Below are 15,912 nucleotides of genomic sequence, written 5' to 3'. Positions count from 1 at the left end.
CCGTAGCCTCGCGACTCCCGCTCAATGGTGCCGCACGCCGGCGGTAAACCGGCCGCCCCCCTGCCGCGTCTGCCTCCCATCACAACCCCAGGGAGGACGATATGTGGATCAAGTACCCACTCGCGGTGGTGGCCCTCGCCACACCGCTGCTCGTGGCGACCGGGGCGGCCGCCGGCACCGCCGACCTGCCCGCGCCCACCCGGACCGCGCCCGTCGTGGGCACGGCCACGGCCCCGCCGGACAGACCGGTGCTCACCGGGGTGCGGCACGGGCGGCACGACCGGTACGACCGGGTGGTGTTCGACTTCGCCGGCGGCACGCCCGCCTACCGCGTCGAGTACGCCCCGCTGGAAGGCGTCGCCAGCGGCCACCCGATCCCGCTGGACGGCCCGGCCGACCTGCGCATCGCATTCACCGGCGTCCCCTCGACCACCGTGAACATGAACAAGGTGGTCAACCCCGGCTACCCGACCCTGCGGCAGGTGAAGTTCGGCGGCGCGTTCGAGGGCCACATCGTCGCCGGCCTGGGGCTGGCCGACCGGGTCGGCTTCCGCGTCCTGCGCCTGTCCAACCCGCCGCGGATCGCCGTCGACGTGGCGCACCAGCCGACCCAGCCGTTCGGCACGGCCCGCTTCCAGGGCGGCGCGCCTCCGCTGCCCGACATCGTGTCGATCGGCGGCGTCCGCACCGGCGCGCACCCCGGCTACGACCGGCTCGTGGTCGACCTGCGCACCGCACGGTTTCCGCTGATCAACGTCGCCTACACCGTGCCCAACCCGACCAGGGTCTACATCGGACTGGTGCCCCTGACGACGGCACCGGCCCAGATCGCCGGCCCCCGCCAGATCCACGTCGGACTAACCCGGCTGCGCGCCGTGTCCATCGTGGCCCACGAGAACGGCACGGTCGCCGTCTTCGCCGACACCAGCAAGCGCACCGGCTTCCGCGTGATGCTCCTCACGAACCCCACGCGCCTGGTGGTCGACGTCAAGCATTAGCTCACGCAATGTCGATCAGGGAGTTGGTGGCGTGGCGCGCCGGGCGACCCGCCCACCAAGTCCCTGATCGACTCGGGGAGGGGTTAGGCGTCGGCCAGGGACACGTGGGCGTCGTCGGAGAGGCGGTAGCCGACGCCGTAGACCGTGGTGATCAGAGGGATCTTTTCGCCGACCTTGGCGCGCAGGCGGCGGACGTGGACGTCGACCGTGCGGGCCACCGCGTGTTCGTAGCCCCAGACGGCGCCGAGCAGCTGGAGCCGGGTGAAGACGCGGCGCGGGTTTTCGGCCAAGAAGACCAGCAGGTCGAACTCCAGGCGGGTCAGCTCGAGCGGCGTGCCACCGAGCCGGACCGTGCGGGAGTCGCGGGAGACGTGGAGGTGGCCGGGCGCGCCGGCCACCTCCATCGCCATGGGCAGCGCGAGTGGCGCCGGGGGCACCGGGGTCGGCGTGATCGTCACCGTGCCCTCGCCGCGCTCGACCAGGTCGCGGACCACCTCAAGCAGGCGGAACGCCTGCGGGCTCATCGACTCGCCGACCAGCGGCACCGTGAACGTCACGGTCAGCGCCGGGGACGAGGGAGCGCCCGCCGGGCGTCTCGGCGCGCGGCCCGGCCCGGTGAGCTGCTGGGGATGCCGGCGCTGCGGGATGGCGGTCACGGTCATCGGGAAGTCTCCTCAGGTCGCCGGCCGTAAGCGGGGGTCACCCGTGGCCTCGAGATACGCGTAGACGTCGGCGGGGCCGAAGGCGGGCAGGCCGGCCAGGCGCCAGGCGGCGAAGCCGCCCGCGACGTCGGTGGCGCGGTGCAGCCCGAGGTCCTGAAGGGCCGCGGCCGCGAGGGAGGACGTGTAGCCCTCCTGGCAGAAGACGATCACGGGCAGGTCGTACCGGCCGGCGATCGGAAGCTTCGCGGCGCTGCGCGGGTCGAAGCGCCACTCCAGGACGTTGCGCTCGACGATCAGCGCGCCGGGGATCTCGCCGTTGGCGGCGCGCTGGGCGGCCGGGCGGATGTCGACGAGGGGCGCGCCGCGGCGGTACGCGAGGTGCGCCTCCTCGGGCTCCAGCCGGCGCAGCCTGGCCCGCGCCTCGGCCAGGATCTCGTCGATCCCCCGCGAACCGGCCGGAGCCCCCGTGTGGCCCGGACACGCCAGTGCCGTCCTCACCGTGCCCACCTTTCGTTCGCGACCGCGGGGCTCGCGAGCGGGCCGCCGTCGGCGGCTTCGGGCCGCCGACGCTCACTCCTCGGGCTCACCACGAGACCCCCGCCCGCTCGACCTCGGCCACGCGGAGCTTGCCGTCCAGCAGGCGGTAGCGGGTCATCGACCGCAGCGCCGGCGCGTACGCGTGGATGCTGATCGCCGGCACGGCGCCCCGGTTGGCGACGCCGTGCACGTGGTGCGCCCCGAAGCGGCGGCCGGCGCCGGCGGGCAGGTCCAGGTGGCGCACCCGCCCGCCGCTGACCGTCCGCTCGACAAGGGCGCCGGACACCACCGTGAACGCGCCGGCCGAGCCGCCGTGGTCGTGCCAGTCGGTCTCCTGGCCGGGCAGCCAGGTCAGGAGCCAGACCTCGTGCTCACGGGTCGCCGCGATCCGCGCGTACCACCGCTCGTCCGGGTCGTACTGGGGCTGGATGGGCCACGAGTCGGGGTCCGACGCCCACCGCCGCGTCGCGGCGAGCAAGTCCGGAAACAACGTCATGGCCCATACCCTACCCTATAAACCCCATCGGTCTAGTAGGGATGGCGCGAATCTCTTCTACGCGCCGCCTTCCTCGAGCTCGACCGTCTTCGGCGCGAAGGACGTACCCTTCACGTCGACGCCCTGCGCCATGAGCGCGTTCAGCGCCTTCTGGACGTAGTCGTTGGTGTAGGCCGTGCCCTCCGGCTGCTTGGTGATGACCGTCTGGCCGTCCTGGTTCTTCGTGGTCAGCGACAGGTCGACGGTCTGCTTCCACTGGTTCTCGTCGAGCATGCCGACGCCGGCCGGCGAGGGCCAGACGAGCTTGTTGACCTCGTTCATCTGCCACAGCTGGTGACTGGCGCCGAGCTTCGAGCCGCGCTTGACCACCAGGTCACGGCACTCTTCGGCGTTGTCCCGGCAGTACGCCCAGCCCTTGAACGAGCCGGTCAGGAACTTCGTCGCCGTGTCCTGGAACGCGCTGTCGTTCAGCTTCTCGCTGCTGGCCCACACCGCGTCCTGGAGCATGGCGGTGCCGACGTCGTTCCAGTTGAGCACCGTGAAGTCGGCGGGCTGGTACAGCTGACCGGTCTTCGGGTTCTTCGCCTCGAGCAGCTGCGCGTACTCGTTGTAGCTCATCGCCTGCGCCGCGTCGATGTCCCGCCGCAGCAGGGCCTGCATGTCGAACTGCTGCTGCACCAGCGTGACGTCCTTGCCCGGGTCGAGTCCGGCTTTGGTCATCCCGGCGAACAGCTCGAACTCGTTGCCGAAGCCCCAGTTGCCCACCTTCTTGCCCTTGAGGTCGGCCGGCGCCTTGATGTTGCTGTCCGCGAACGACACCTGGTAGGTGCCGGAGCGCTGGAAGACCTGGGCGATCTCGGTGATCTGGGCGCCCTGCTCGCGCGAGGCGAGCGCCTTCGGCACCCACGCGACCGCGAAGTCGGCCTGCCCCTGCGCGAGCACCGTCTGCGGCACGATGTCGACGCCGCCCTCCAGGATCTGCACGTCGAGGCCCTGCTCCTTGTAGAAGCCCTTGTCGACCGCGGCGATGTACCCGGCGAACTGGGCCTGCACGAACCACTGGAGCTGGAGCTTGACCGTCTTGGTGCCGCCGGTGGCGTCACCGCTCGGGGTTCCCGACTCGTCCGCGGTGCCACACGCGGCGAGCGCGAGGACACCCGCGAGCGCGCCGCCAATCAACCTTCTCATCGCATCCTCCAAGGGGTTTGGTTATCCGGAACGGCGCCACGGCGTGGCGATCCGCTCCAGGGCGAGCGCGGCGGCGTAGAACACGAGGCCGAGCACGCACGCGCCGACCACGAAGGCCCAGGCGCGCGGGTACGCGGTGTTCGCCGCCGCCGAGGTGATCCGGGAGCCGAGGCCGTCCTGTAGACCGCCGAAGTACTCCGCGACCACCGCCGCGATCACGGCCAGGGAGGACGCCTGGCGCAGACCGGTGAACACGAACGGGAGGGCGCCGGGCAGCCGCACCAGCCGGGTGAACGTCCAGCCGCCGGCGGCGTAGCTGTCCATCAGCTCCCGGTGGGTGGGGTCGACCTGGCGCAGCCCGCGCAGCGTGTTGACGAAGACCGGGAAGAACACCACGATCGCGACGACCACGCGGCGCGGGATGCTGCTGGTCGACTCGAACATGTTGTTGAGGATCGGCGCGAGCGCGATGATCGGCAGCGCGTTGAGCGCCGCGGCGACCGGTATCGACGCCTCGCCGAGCAGCCGGAAGCGGCTGGCGGCCATCGCCGCGAGGATGCCGAGCACCGCGCCGGCGACCAGGCCGACCAGCGCGTTGGTGCCGCTGGCCAGGCCGGTCTTCCAGATCACCTCGCGGCTGAGCCAGAACTGCTCCCAGATCGCGCTCGGCGCCGGCAGGATGAACGGCGCGACCCGCCCCGCCTTGACGATCAGCTCCCACAGCGCGAGCCCGCCGACGCCGACGACCAGCGGCGGCAGCAGGCCGCGGACCAGACCGGACAGCCCGCGGCGGCGCCGCCGGCGGCCAAGCGTGATCGGCGCCGTCGGGTCGGTCGCGGCGATCGGGTCGACGGTCGCGGTCACTAGGCCGACACCTCCGCGGGCGCACCGCGCAGCGCCTTGCGGACCTTCGTGATGCCCGCGAAGAAGCCGGCCGACTGCCGGGTCGCGTCGGAGCGCGGACCCAGGTCGATCTCGACGGTGTCGGTGATCCGGCCGGGGCGCGGGGACATGACGACGACCCGGTTGGAGAGGTACACCGCCTCGGGGATCGAGTGGGTGACGAAGATCGTGCTGGTGCCGGTGCGCGCGCAGATCCGCAGCAGCTCGTCCTGGAGCCGCTCGCGGGTCATCTCGTCGAGCGCGCCGAACGGCTCGTCCATCAGCAGCAGCGGCGGGTGTACCGCCAGGGCCCGCGCGATCGCCACCCGCTGCTGCATCCCGCCGGACAGCTGCGGCGGGTAGTGGCCGGCGAAGTCGCCGAGCCCGACCAGGTCGAGCATCTCCCGGGCCCGCTCGCGGCGCTCCGCGCGGGAGGCGCCGCGCAGCTCCAGGGGCAGCTCGACGTTGCGCTGCACGGTGCGCCAGTCGAAGAGGCCGGCCTGCTGGAACGCGATCCCGTACTCCTGGTCCAGGCGCGCCTTCCGGGCCGGCTTGCCGGCGACGACCACGGTGCCCTCGGTGGGCGGCACAAGGTCGGCGACGAGTCGCAGCAATGTGGACTTGCCGCACCCGGACGGGCCGATCAGCGACACGAACTGCCCACTCTCGACGGTCAGGTCGACGCCGGTGAGCGCGACGACCTGGTCGGCGCGGCCCGGGTTGAACACCTTGCCGACGCCGGTCAGCTCCACAGCGGCGGCTGAGCCGGCCGTCCCCTCGCGCGAGCGCTCGGTCATGCGGCCCTCCGTCGGTTGAGTGCGAACTCGGCGGCGCCCACGAGCCCCGCCACGGCCAGGCCGAGCAGCGCCGCGCCGACCATCGCGGTGTAGACCTTGGCCGGGTCGGCGGTCGCCTCCCGGGAGTACTCGATGACGAGGCGGCCGATGCCGCCGCGGGTACCCGTGGAGATCTCGCCCACCACGGCCCCGACGACGGCCGCGGCCCCCGCGAGCCGCAACGCGGGGAAGAGATAGGGGGTTGACGCCGGGAGCCGCAGCTTGACGAGCGTGTGCCACCACCCGGCGGCGTAGCTGTGCATCAGCTCCTCGGCCACCGCGGGCGGCGACTGGAGCCCGCGCAGCATGCCGACGGCGACCGGGAAGAACGCCAGGTACGCGGCGATCGTGGCCACCGACATCCAGGGCTGCCACGGGTACGAGCCGAGCGACAGCTTCCCGCCCCACCCGGCGATCGCCGGCGCGAGCGCGATCAGCGGCACGGTCTGGGAGAGGATGACGTAGGGCAGCAGGCCGCGCTCGACCACCCGAAAGCGCTGCATCACGACCGCGAGCAGCAGCCCGATCAGCGCGCCGGCGCCAAACCCGACCGCGACACTGCGGAGCGTGAACAGGCACGCCTTCAGCACGACGAGCGCTATCGGGTCACCACCGGCCAGCTCCGGCTCGCCGAAGCGGCGCAGCACGTCGAGGACGTGCGGCATGGCCGCGTCGTCCGCCCGCGGCAGCACCCGGACGCCGAGGACGGTGGCGCCGTCGTCGCTGCCGACCCACTTGTACGCCTCCCACAGCAGGACCGCCACGACGACCGCGCCGATCCCGGTGGCGAGCGCCCTTTTCACGCGACCATCCCCTGCGGACCGCGAAGCATGTGCGCTCCGCTTCGCTCCGCGCTCATGCCGCCACTGATTCGGCGCGCAGCGCGGGGATGATGTGCTCGCCGTACGCGGCGAGGGTGTGCTCCTTGTCGTCGTGCTGGAGGTACACCGCGAACTGGTCGACGCCCAGGTCGCGCAGCGCCCGCAGCTTGGTCAGGTGCGACTCCACCGGCCCGAGCACGCAGAACCGGTCGACGATGTCGTCCGGCACGAACGCGGTGTGCGTGTTGCCGGCCTTGCCGTGCTGCGCGTAGTCGTATCCCTTGCGGCCCTCGATGTAGTCGGTGAGGGCCTGCGGCACCGCCCCACTCGTGCCGTAGCGCGCGACGATGTCGGCGACGTGGTTGCCGACCATGCCGCCGAACCACCGGGTCTGCTCGCGCTGGTGGGCCAGGTCGTCGCCGACGTAGGCCGGTGCGGCCACGCAGAACTTGATGGCCGCCGGGTCGCGCCCCGCCTTCTCGGCCGCGCCCCGCACCGTCTGGATCATCCAGGCGGCGATGTCCGGGTCGGCGAGCTGGAGGATGTACCCGTCGCCCACCTCGCCGGTCAGGGCGAGCGCCTTCGGCCCGTACGCGGCGACCCACACCGGCAGCTCGGTGCCGGGCTCGACCCACGGCAGCCGCACCTCGTTGCCGCGCAGGGTCACCGGGCGGCCGGCCACCAGCTCGCGGATCACGTGCACGCACTCGCCCAGCTCCTTGAGGCTGTTGGGCGGGAGGCCGAGCGTGCGCAGCGCCGAGTCGCCCCGGCCGATGCCGCAGATGGTGCGGGCGCCGTACATCTCGTTGAGCGTGGCGAACAGCGACGCCGTCACGGTCCAGTCGCGGGTGCCCGGGTTGGTCACCATCGGGCCGACGACCACATTGGACGTCCGCGCGAGGATCTGCGAGTAGATGACGAACGGCTCCTGCCACAGCAGGTGCGAGTCGAACGTCCACACGTGACTGAACCCCGCCGCCTCCGCCTCCACCGCGAGGTCGACCACGGTGGACGCGGGTGGGTCGCACTGGAAGACGACGCCGATGTCCATACGCTATCTCACTTTCGGGAAGCCCAGGTCCACTTCGGACGTTGCCGGATCGGGCCACCGCGACGTGACCACCTTGGTGCGGGTGTAGAACTGCAAGCCCTCGGGGCCGTACATGTGCAGGTCGCCGAAGAGGGAGGCCTTCCAGCCGCCGAAGCTGTAGTACGCCACCGGCACCGGGATGGGCACGTTGACACCGACCATGCCGCACACGGCGTCGTACTGGAAGCGGCGCGCCGCCCCGCCGTCGCGGGTGAAGATGGCCGTGCCGTTGCCGTACGGGTTGTCGTTGACGAGCTTGAGCGCCTCGTCGTAGGTGTCGACCCGCACCACCGACAGCACCGGCCCGAAGATCTCGTCGGTGTAGTAGGCGCTTTCCTTCTCGACGTTGTCCACAAGGGACGGGCCGAGGAAGAAGCCCGGACCTTCCGAGACGGAGCGCCCGTCCACCACCACGTCGCCGCCCGCGGTGTCGAGGTAGGAGGCGACGCGGTCGCGGTGTTCCCGCGTGATCAGCGGCCCCATCTCCGAGTCCGGGTCGGACGCCGGACCGACGCGGATCTTGCCGAGGCGGTCGGCGATCGCGGGGACGAGCGCGTCGCCGGCCGCGCCGACCGCGACCACGACGGAGACGGCCATGCACCGCTCCCCCGCCGAGCCGAAGCCGGCCGAGACGGCGGCGTCGGCCGCCGCGCCGACGTCGGCGTCGGGGAGCACGACCATGTGGTTCTTCGCACCGCCGAGCGCCTGCACCCGCTTGCCGGCCCGGGTGCCCGCCTCGTAGATCGCCTTCGCCACGGGTGTCGAGCCGACGAACGAGACCGCCTGGACGTCCGGGTCGGCGAGCAGCGCGTCGACCGCGCTCTTGTCGCCCTGCACGACGTTGAACGCGCCGTCCGGCAGCCCGGCCCGGCGCAACAGGTCGGCCAGCAGCAGCGAGACGGACGGGTCCTTCTCGCTCGGCTTGAGCACGAACGTGTTGCCGGCCACCAGCGCGTTGCAGAACATCCACATCGGCACCATCGCCGGGAAGTTGAACGGCGTGATGCCGGCGACGACGCCGAGCGGCTGGCGGATCGAGTACACGTCGACGCCGGTGGCCGCCTGCTCGCTGTATCCGCCCTTGAGCAGGTGCGGCGCGCCGGCGGCGAACTCGGCGTTTTCCAGCCCGCGGGCGACCTCGCCGCCCGCGTCGGCCACGGTCTTGCCGTGCTCCGAGGAGAGCAGCGTGGCGATCTCCTTGCGGTTGGCGTCGACGAGATCGCGGAAGCGGAACATCACCTCGGCGCGGCGGGACAGCGAGGCCGCCCGCCAGCCGGGCTGCGCGTCGAGGGCAGCCTGGACGGCGGCGCGCACCTCCGCGCCGGTCGCGGCGACGACCTCGGCCTGCTGCTCGCCGGTGGCCGGGTCCCAGACCGGGAGGCGGCGGTCGCCCGCGCCCTCCACCTGGGCTCCGTTGATCCAATGTGGAACGATTCGCATAGCCATCACACCAGGTAGCTCGAGAGCCCGCGGGGCAGGTACTGGCCCCGCCCCTTCGAGCCGTGGTAGGCGCCCTCGCGCACGATGACCTCGCCGCGGGACAGGACAGTGTCGACCTTGCCGGCGATCTCGTAGCCCTCGTACGCCGAGTGGTCCATGTTCATGTGGTGGGTCTCGACGCTGATCCGGGTGCGCCCGTTCGGGTCGTAGACCACGATGTCGGCGTCCGACCCGGGCTGGATGACGCCCTTGCGCGGGTAGAGGCCGAACATCCTGGCCGGTGTCGTGGCGATCGTCTCTACCCAGCGCTCCAGCGACAGCTTGCCGTCGACGACGCCCTGGTAGAGCAGGTCGACCCGGTGCTCGACCCCGCCGATGCCGTTGGGGATCTTGGAGAAGTCGCCGACGCCCAGCTCCTTCTGGTCTTTGAAGCAGAACGGGCAGTGGTCGGTGGAGACGATCGCGAGGTCGTTGCTGCGCAGCCCCTGCCACAGGTCCCTCTGGTGGCTCTCGTGCTTGCTGCGCAGCGGGGTGGAGCAGACCCACTTGGCGCCTTCGAAGCCGGGCGCGCCGAGCTGGTCCTCCAGCGTCAGGTACAGGTACTGCGGGCAGGTCTCGGCGAAGACGTTGCGCCCGGCGTCGCGGGCCGCCGCCACCTCGGCCAGGGCCCGGCTGGCGGACAGGTGCACGATGTACAGCGGGCAGTCCTGGGCCACCTCGGCCAGCATGATCGCCCGGTGGGTCGCCTCGGCCTCGAGGGCCTCGGGCCGGGTGAGGCCGTGGTGGATCGGGTCGGTCTCGCCGCGGGCGAGGGCCTGCTGGATCAGCACGTCGATCGCGATGCCGTTTTCCGCGTGCATCATGATGACCGCGCCGTTGTCGCGCGCCTTCTGCATGGCCCGCAGGATCTGGCCGTCGTCGGAGTAGAACACGCCCGGGTACGCCATGAAGAGCTTGAAGCTGCTGATGCCCTCGTCGTTGACGAGCTGGTCCATGGCCTTGAGCGAGTCGTCGTCGACGCCGCCGAGGATCATGTGGAACGCGTAGTCGACGTGGCAGTTGCCGTCGGCCTTGGCGTGCCAGGCGGCGAGCCCGTCCTGCACCACCTCGCCGGTGCGCTGCACCGCGAAGTCGATGATCGTGGTGGTGCCGCCGAACGCCGCGGCCTTCGTGCCGGTGTCGAACGTGTCCGACGCGAACGTGCCGCCGAACGGCAGCTCCATGTGGGTGTGCGCGTCGATGCCGCCCGGGATGACGTACTTGCCGGTGGCGTCGAGGGTCTCGGTGTCCGACGGGCCGGTGCCGGGCGCGTGGATCGCGACGATCTTCTCGCCGTCGACCAGCACGTCGGCCGGGCTCGCGCCGGTGGGGCCGATCACGGTGCCCCCGGTGATCAGCAGGGTCATGTTCTTGTTCCTCCGGATCAGGGCTGGGTGAGCGGGCCGTAGGCGTCCGGGCGGCGGTCGCGGTAGAAGGCCCACCGGTCGCGCACCTCGGCCAGCAGGGCCAGGTCGAGGTCGCGGACGATCAGCTCGGCCTGGTACGGGTCGCCGGTCTCGCCGACGAACTTGCCCTCGGGGTCGACGAAGTACGACGTGCCGTAGAAGTCGTTGTCCCCGAGCGGCTCGACGCCGACCCGGTTGATCGCGCCGACGAAGTACTCGTTGGCGACGGCGCTGGCCGGCTGCTCCAGCTTCCACAGGTAGGACGAGAGGCCGCGGTGGGTGGCGGACGGGTTGAACACGATCGTCGCGCCGCCGAGGCCGAGCGCGCGCCAGCCCTCCGGGAAGTGGCGGTCGTAGCAGATGTACACGCCGATGCGGCCGACCGCGGTGTCGAACGTGGGGTAGCCGAGGTTGCCGGGACGGAAGTAGAACTTCTCCCAGAAGCCCTTGACCTGCGGGATGTGCGTCTTGCGGTACTTGCCGAGGTATCGACCGTCGGCGTCGACGACCGCGGCGGTGTTGTAGAGGACGCCGGGCTGCTCCTGCTCGTACATCGGCAGGACCATCACCATGCCGAGCTCGGCGGCGAGCGCCTGGAAGCGCTCGGTGGTCGGCCCGGGGATCGACTCGGCGTACGAGTAGTACTCCTTGTCCTGGACCTGGCAGAAGTACGGGCCGTAGAAGAGCTCCTGGAAGCAGATCACCTTCGCGCCCTGTGCGGCGGCTTGGCGGGCGTACTCCTCATGAGCCTTGATCATCGATTCCTTGTCGCCGGTCCACGTGGTCTGGACGAGCGCGGCGCGGACAAGGTCTGCCATGGGGTCGTCCCCTCTCGGCTCTGTTCTTTTCGCAGCTGATGGCGTAGGACTTTAGTGACACAGGTGCGGGCGGACAATGGCGAGATTGTTACAGGATATTGCGTAGGAGTAACATGCTCCAGCTCATCGCCGGTGCGGTCAACGATCGCACCGCCCGCGGGATCGCCGCCGCGGTGAGCCGCCTCGTGCACAACGGCGAGTTGCCCGCCGGCACCCGCCTGCCCACGGTCCGCTCGGTCGCGCAGGCGCTCGGCATCAGCCCGACGACGGTCAGCGAGGCCTGGCGTTCGCTGGCCAGCGCGGGGGCGATCCAGACGCGCGGGCGCTCCGGCACCTTCGTGCTCACACCCACCCGCCCCCGGCAGAAGATGCGCTTCTCCCGGCTGGTCGCCAACCCGTCGTCGCTGCCGCACGACTTCTCCACCGGCGTGCCCGACCACGACCTGCTCCCCGACCTCGCGCCCGCGCTGCGCCGGATCGGCGACACCCGGCTCACCACGTCGTACCTGGAGGACCCGGTGCTCCCCCGCCTGGAGGTGGTGCTCCGGGAGCGCTGGCCGTACCCGCCGCAGCAGCTCACCGTCGTCGACGGCGCCCTCGACGCGCTCGACCGGGTGGTGGGCGCGGTGGTGCGCTTCGGCGCCCACGTGGTGGTGGAAAACCCGACCTTCCCGCCCCTGCTCGACCTGCTGGAGTCGGTCGGCGCGGTGCCGGTGCCCGTGGCGCTGGACGCCGCCGGGCCGGTGCCGGCCGCGCTGGCCGCGGCGCTGGAGCAATCCCCCAGCGCGGTCTTCCTCCAGCCGCGGGCGCAGAACCCCACCGGCGTCTCGATGACCGCGGAGCGCGCCGCCGACCTCGCCGCCCTGCTCGCCGACCATGAGTCGATCATCGTGGTCGAAGACGACCACGTGGGCGACATCGCCACGGCGCCGGCCGTCTCGCTCGGCGCGCACCTGCCCGACCGGGTGGTACACGTGCGCAGCTTCTCCAAGAGCCACGGCCCGGACCTGCGGCTGGCCGCGGTCGGTGGCCCTGCCGCGCTGGTCACCGCCGTCGCCGACCGGCGGCTGCTCGGCCCCGGCTGGTCCAGCCGGGTGCTCCAGGCGGTGCTGCTCGACCTGCTGACCGACCCGGCGACCGTGCGCGCGGTGGCCGGCGCCCGCCGCGAGTACGCCCGCCGCCGCGACCTGCTCCTGGCCGCGCTCGCCGGGCACGGGGTGGAGGCGACCGCCGCCGACGGCATCAACATGTGGATCGCGGTGCGCGACCAGCAGGTCGCCCTCGTCACCCTGGCCGCGCACGGGATCGGCGCGGCGCCGGGCGCGCCGTTCGAGGTGCGCCCGCTGGGCGGCGACCACATCCGGGTGACGGTCGGCCTGGTGCGCGACGGCTTCGACGACCTGGCCGCCATCCTCGCCGAGGCCGCCGGGGCACGCCACCGCGCCAGCGGCCACCGCGCCGGCCCCCTGCACCGCGCCGCCCGCTAGGGCCTGTTTCAACAGGCCCTAGACCAGGCGGAAGAACTTCTCCCAGGTGCCGATCGCGGTGCGGCTGGCGATCAGCGGGGCGGCACCCGCCTGCTCGGCGCTCACGTACTTGCCGTTGGCGTTGGCCAGCAGGCTCGTGGTGCCGTCGGCGTTGTCGATGATCCGGAACTTCTCCCAGGCACCGATCGCCGTCCGGCTCGCGATCAGCGGCGCGGCACCGGCCTGCTCGGCGCAGACGTAGCGGCCGTTGCCGCGGGAGCGGAACGCGACGAACCCGTCGCCGGCGTCGACCTGGTCGAACTGCTCCCACGACCCGACCCCCGGCCGGCTGGCGACCAGCGGTGCCGCGCCCGCGTTCGCCGCGCTGACGTACCGGCGGTTGACGCTGGCCAGCAGGGTGACCAGGGGCGGCGGCTGGACCGCGCGGAACTTCTCCCAGGTGTTGATGGCGGTGCGGCTGGCGATGAGCGGCGCGGCACCCGCCTTCTCCGCGCTCACGTACTTGCCGTTGGCGTTGGCCAGCAGGCTGATCGTGCCGTCGGCGTTGTCGACGACCCGGAACCTCTCCCAGCCGCCGATCGCCGGCCGGCTGGCGATCAGGGGCGCCGCCCCGGCCCGCTCGGCGGAGACGTAGAGGCCGTTGATCCGCGACCGCAGCGCGACGAACCCGCCGCCGGCGTCGATCCGGTCGAACTGCTCCCAGGATCCAATCGCGGGACGGCTGGCGATGAGCGGGTCGGCGCCGGCCCTCTCCGCGCTCACGTACTTGTCGTTGACGGTGGCCAGCAGGCTGGTGGCCGGGCCGCCGACAAGCTGGGCGAGGGCCGCGTAGCCGCCGTTGAACACGTCCAGGTCCGGCGTGGCCCAGTCGGAGCCGGGGATCTGCGCTCCCGCCGCGTGCTGCCACAGGGCGAACGACGGCCAGCCGGCCGGCAGCGGCGGCGGGTCCTGCGAGTAGTTGGCGATGAAGAGCGGGTTGGCCGCGAAGCGGGTGCTGCCGCCCGTGCAGGGGTTCCACCAGTTGGTGTTCGTGTAGATCATCGCCTGGCGGCCGGTGCGCACCGCGATCTCGTTCACGAAGTCTTCGATCCAGGCCACCATCTGGGCCGGCGTCATGTCGAAACAGTCGTCGAGCCCCCACGCGGGCCGCGGCCACTCGATGTCGAGCATCGGCGGCAGGGTGCGCCCGTCTACGGTGTACGGCGCGAAGTCGAGCAGGACGCCGGCCTGCTGCCGGCCGCTGCTCAGGTCCGGGCGGGCGCGGTGGTACGCACCGGCGTACAGGCCGTTGGCGCGGGCCCCGGCCAGGTTGGTGGCGAGGAACGGATCGGGGTTGTTGTTGGGGACGGGCTGCCCGTCCTGCTCGCTGGCCCGGATGTACGCGAACTTCGCGCCGCCCCGGGCGAGGGCGGCCCAGTCGAGCGACGGCCCCTGGTAGTAGGAGACGTCGACCCCGCGGATCGGGTAACCGGGCGGCGGCGGAATCGCCCCGGCCGGCGACGCGCCGACAACGGTCAGACCCGCGGCGACGAGCACCGCACCGAACAGCACCGCCAGACCCCTGCGCACCATGGCCCGCCTCCCACGAACAGCGTCCTCCGCGGGCCGGCGATGCTCAAGCACCCTCGAGGCCGAGGTGAGGTAGGCACACGGTCGGGCCGTCGACGGTCACCGGGACCGTGCCGTGCCACGCGGCGCGGCTCAGGCGCGGCCGGACGGTGGTCGCCACGCCGCCGCGCACCGTCCGGCGCGGTGCCCGCGGGAGCATACGGTCCGCAGCTGACGCGGACCTGGGAAAATGCCTCGAAGCAACACCACCACGGACAGCGACCCGGGCGCCAAAGCTCTCTAGGCGTCGAGGATTTCGGGGTTGTCGGCGAGCTTGCGCAGGTGGGCGCGGGGGTCGACGACCAGGCGGCGGGCGTCGAGGTCGAGGATGCCGCCCACGGCCGTCACCTCCGCGGAGAGGGTGCCGTCCGGCTTGCGCAGCTCCTGCCGGAGCCTGAAGGTCTTGCCGCCGGCCCACTCGAAGGCGCACGTCACGTCGACCTCGTCGCCGGCGCGCAGCTCGGCGCGGTAGCGGATCGTGTTTTCCAGCATGACCGGGGCCGAGCGGCTGGCCAGGAACTTTTCCGGCGTGGCGCCGGCGGCCCGGAGGACCTCCCACCGCGCGTGCTCCGCGTACTGGAGGTAGACGGCCTGGTTGAGATGGCCGAGGGTGTCGAGCTCGTAGCCGCGCACCCCCACGCGGACCTTGAATGGATCCCCCATGGGGGCCGAGACTACCGACCCCAGCGTCTCGCCAGTATCGCGCAGACGACGAGCTGGATCTGGTGGAAGAGCATCAGCGGCACGACGAGGATCGCGGCGGCCGCCGGGCCGAACATGACCGCGGCCATCGGCAGACCGGTAGCCATGCTCTTCTTCGAGCCGCAGAAGACGATCGTGACGCGGTCCGGGCGGTCGAAGCCGAGCAGGCGGCCGGCGAGCCAGGTCAGGCCGAGCACGAGCGCGAGCAGGACCGCGAGCACGGCGAGCAGTGCCGCCAGCCGGCCGGGTGAGACCTGGTGCCAGACGCCCGCGACCACGCCGGCGCTGAACGCGGTGTAGACGACGAGCAGGATCGCGCCGCGTTCGGCGTGGGCCACGAAGGAGCGCCGCTCGAGCCAGGCGGCGATCCACGGGCGGGCCGCCTGGCCGGCCGCGAACGGGAGCACCAGCTGGGCGGCGATCTCGCCCAGCGAGCCGGCGGAGAAGATCGCGCTCCCGCCCAGCAACGCCGCCGCCAGCAGCGGGGTGAGCAGCACGCCGGCGAGGTTGGAGAAGGAGGCGCTGAAGACCGCGGCCGGCACGTTGCCGCCGGCCAGCGCGGTGAACGCGATCGACGTCTGCACGGTGGACGGCACCACGCTGAGGTACACCAGGCCGTCGTAGAGGGCGGGAGTGAGCACCGGCCCGTCCAGCCACCGCCCGCCCAGCGCGAGCAGCGGGAATAGCGCGAACGTGCACAGCAGCACCACCGCGTGCAGCCGCCAGTGGCGGGCGCCCTCCCAGGCGGCGCGCGGGGCGATCCGCGCGCCGTACAGGAAGAAGAGCCCGCCGATGGCGACGGCCGTGGCCACCGACGCGACGGTGGCGGCGGGGCCGCGCGCGGGCAGCAGCGCGGCGACCCCGACCGCCGCCATCAGGGCCAGGACGAACACCGGCGCGAG

The 15,912-nt window shown here is 72.2% G+C and carries 16 protein-coding genes; 2 read left to right on the top strand and 14 right to left on the bottom strand.

Annotated features, from left to right (window positions below; genetic code table 11):
* Positions 1–101: 101 nt before the first annotated feature.
* On the top strand, positions 102–998 hold the full coding sequence (locus ACTMTJ_RS28120; protein WP_441221132.1) for an AMIN-like domain-containing (lipo)protein: 897 nt from the start codon (positions 102–104) through the stop codon (positions 996–998).
* Between the two features lie 83 nt (positions 999–1,081).
* On the opposite strand, the gene ACTMTJ_RS28115 is transcribed toward ACTMTJ_RS28120, so the two are convergent.
* The 11 genes from ACTMTJ_RS28115 to ACTMTJ_RS28065 all read right to left on the bottom strand — a co-directional run bounded on the left by ACTMTJ_RS28115 (position 1,082) and on the right by ACTMTJ_RS28065 (position 11,213).
* A complete protein-coding gene (locus tag ACTMTJ_RS28115; RefSeq protein WP_441221425.1) occupies positions 1,082–1,555 on the bottom strand; it encodes a winged helix-turn-helix domain-containing protein in 474 nt (157 codons plus the stop codon).
* A 117-nt stretch (positions 1,556–1,672) separates the two neighbouring features.
* Positions 1,673–2,158 carry a rhodanese-like domain-containing protein gene (locus tag ACTMTJ_RS28110; RefSeq protein ID WP_441221130.1) on the bottom strand — a complete coding sequence of 162 codons (486 nt, stop codon included), beginning with the start codon at positions 2,156–2,158 and terminating at the stop codon, positions 1,673–1,675.
* A gap of 85 nt (positions 2,159–2,243) precedes the next feature.
* A complete protein-coding gene (locus ACTMTJ_RS28105) occupies positions 2,244–2,693 on the bottom strand; it encodes a cysteine dioxygenase (RefSeq protein WP_441221128.1) in 450 nt (149 codons plus the stop codon).
* A 57-nt stretch (positions 2,694–2,750) separates the two neighbouring features.
* Positions 2,751–3,881, bottom strand: a complete 1,131-nt coding sequence (locus ACTMTJ_RS28100) for an ABC transporter substrate-binding protein (RefSeq protein ID WP_441221126.1) — start codon at positions 3,879–3,881, stop codon at positions 2,751–2,753.
* 21 nt (positions 3,882–3,902) lie between these two features.
* The gene (locus tag ACTMTJ_RS28095) at positions 3,903–4,745 is read right to left on the bottom strand and encodes an ABC transporter permease (RefSeq protein WP_441221124.1); all 843 of its coding nucleotides are present in this window, start codon (positions 4,743–4,745) and stop codon (positions 3,903–3,905) included.
* The gene (locus ACTMTJ_RS28090) at positions 4,745–5,560 is read right to left on the bottom strand and encodes an ABC transporter ATP-binding protein (RefSeq protein WP_441221122.1); all 816 of its coding nucleotides are present in this window, start codon (positions 5,558–5,560) and stop codon (positions 4,745–4,747) included. Before ACTMTJ_RS28090 ends, ACTMTJ_RS28095 begins: the two co-directional genes overlap by 1 nt.
* Entirely contained in the window at positions 5,557–6,402 is an 846-nt protein-coding gene (locus tag ACTMTJ_RS28085; RefSeq protein ID WP_441221120.1) for an ABC transporter permease, read from the bottom strand. Before ACTMTJ_RS28085 ends, ACTMTJ_RS28090 begins: the two co-directional genes overlap by 4 nt.
* A 52-nt stretch (positions 6,403–6,454) precedes the next feature.
* Complete coding sequence (locus ACTMTJ_RS28080) at positions 6,455–7,471, bottom strand: TIGR03842 family LLM class F420-dependent oxidoreductase (protein WP_441221118.1); 1,017 nt, start codon at positions 7,469–7,471, stop codon at positions 6,455–6,457.
* 3 nt (positions 7,472–7,474) lie between these two features.
* Positions 7,475–8,950: a CoA-acylating methylmalonate-semialdehyde dehydrogenase gene (locus ACTMTJ_RS28075; RefSeq protein ID WP_441221424.1), complete on the bottom strand. Its 1,476-nt coding sequence runs from the start codon at positions 8,948–8,950 to the stop codon at positions 7,475–7,477.
* Positions 8,951–8,955: 5 nt separating this feature from the next.
* Complete coding sequence (gene hydA, locus ACTMTJ_RS28070; protein WP_441221116.1) at positions 8,956–10,356, bottom strand: dihydropyrimidinase; 1,401 nt, start codon at positions 10,354–10,356, stop codon at positions 8,956–8,958.
* Positions 10,357–10,373: 17 nt separating this feature from the next.
* Positions 10,374–11,213: a nitrilase-related carbon-nitrogen hydrolase gene (locus ACTMTJ_RS28065; RefSeq protein ID WP_441221114.1), complete on the bottom strand. Its 840-nt coding sequence runs from the start codon at positions 11,211–11,213 to the stop codon at positions 10,374–10,376.
* Between the two features lie 113 nt (positions 11,214–11,326).
* Here ACTMTJ_RS28065 and ACTMTJ_RS28060 point away from each other — a divergent pair, with 113 nt between their 5' ends.
* Positions 11,327–12,700, top strand: coding sequence for a PLP-dependent aminotransferase family protein (locus tag ACTMTJ_RS28060; protein WP_441221112.1), 1,374 nt, complete (start codon positions 11,327–11,329; stop codon positions 12,698–12,700).
* An 18-nt stretch (positions 12,701–12,718) separates the two neighbouring features.
* On the opposite strand, the gene ACTMTJ_RS28055 is transcribed toward ACTMTJ_RS28060, so the two are convergent.
* From ACTMTJ_RS28055 to ACTMTJ_RS28045, 3 genes are all read right to left on the bottom strand, one after another.
* Positions 12,719–14,272: a GH25 family lysozyme gene (locus ACTMTJ_RS28055; protein ID WP_441221110.1), complete on the bottom strand. Its 1,554-nt coding sequence runs from the start codon at positions 14,270–14,272 to the stop codon at positions 12,719–12,721.
* Between the two features lie 276 nt (positions 14,273–14,548).
* Positions 14,549–14,971 carry an acyl-CoA thioesterase gene (locus ACTMTJ_RS28050; RefSeq protein ID WP_441221108.1) on the bottom strand — a complete coding sequence of 141 codons (423 nt, stop codon included), beginning with the start codon at positions 14,969–14,971 and terminating at the stop codon, positions 14,549–14,551.
* 11 nt (positions 14,972–14,982) lie between these two features.
* The gene (locus tag ACTMTJ_RS28045; RefSeq protein ID WP_441221106.1) at positions 14,983–15,903 is read right to left on the bottom strand and encodes a bile acid:sodium symporter family protein; all 921 of its coding nucleotides are present in this window, start codon (positions 15,901–15,903) and stop codon (positions 14,983–14,985) included.
* Between the last annotated feature and the right edge of the window lie 9 nt (positions 15,904–15,912).

Source organism: Phytohabitans sp. LJ34, assembly GCF_052068095.1.
In the GTDB taxonomy this organism is placed as follows: domain Bacteria; phylum Actinomycetota; class Actinomycetes; order Mycobacteriales; family Micromonosporaceae; genus Phytohabitans.
Note: the sequence above shows the minus strand (reverse complement) of the source record. Positions and strands in the feature narration are given on the sequence as shown.

Excerpts from the sequence above, each read along its gene's own strand:
- ACTMTJ_RS28055 (WP_441221110.1), bottom strand. The coding sequence starts at position 14,272 with ATGGTGCGCAGGGGTCTGGCGGTGCTGTTCGGTGCGGTGCTCGTCGCC.
- ACTMTJ_RS28090 (WP_441221122.1), bottom strand. The coding sequence starts at position 5,560 with ATGACCGAGCGCTCGCGCGAGGGGACGGCCGGCTCAGCCGCCGCTGTG.
- ACTMTJ_RS28060 (WP_441221112.1), top strand. The coding sequence starts at position 11,327 with ATGCTCCAGCTCATCGCCGGTGCGGTCAACGATCGCACCGCCCGCGGG.
- hydA (WP_441221116.1), bottom strand. The coding sequence starts at position 10,356 with ATGACCCTGCTGATCACCGGGGGCACCGTGATCGGCCCCACCGGCGCG.
- ACTMTJ_RS28105 (WP_441221128.1), bottom strand. The coding sequence starts at position 2,693 with ATGACGTTGTTTCCGGACTTGCTCGCCGCGACGCGGCGGTGGGCGTCG.
- ACTMTJ_RS28120 (WP_441221132.1), top strand. The coding sequence starts at position 102 with ATGTGGATCAAGTACCCACTCGCGGTGGTGGCCCTCGCCACACCGCTG.
- ACTMTJ_RS28080 (WP_441221118.1), bottom strand. The coding sequence starts at position 7,471 with ATGGACATCGGCGTCGTCTTCCAGTGCGACCCACCCGCGTCCACCGTG.
- ACTMTJ_RS28075 (WP_441221424.1), bottom strand. The coding sequence starts at position 8,950 with ATGCGAATCGTTCCACATTGGATCAACGGAGCCCAGGTGGAGGGCGCG.
- ACTMTJ_RS28065 (WP_441221114.1), bottom strand. The coding sequence starts at position 11,213 with ATGGCAGACCTTGTCCGCGCCGCGCTCGTCCAGACCACGTGGACCGGC.
- ACTMTJ_RS28100 (WP_441221126.1), bottom strand. The coding sequence starts at position 3,881 with ATGAGAAGGTTGATTGGCGGCGCGCTCGCGGGTGTCCTCGCGCTCGCC.
- ACTMTJ_RS28050 (WP_441221108.1), bottom strand. The coding sequence starts at position 14,971 with ATGGGGGATCCATTCAAGGTCCGCGTGGGGGTGCGCGGCTACGAGCTC.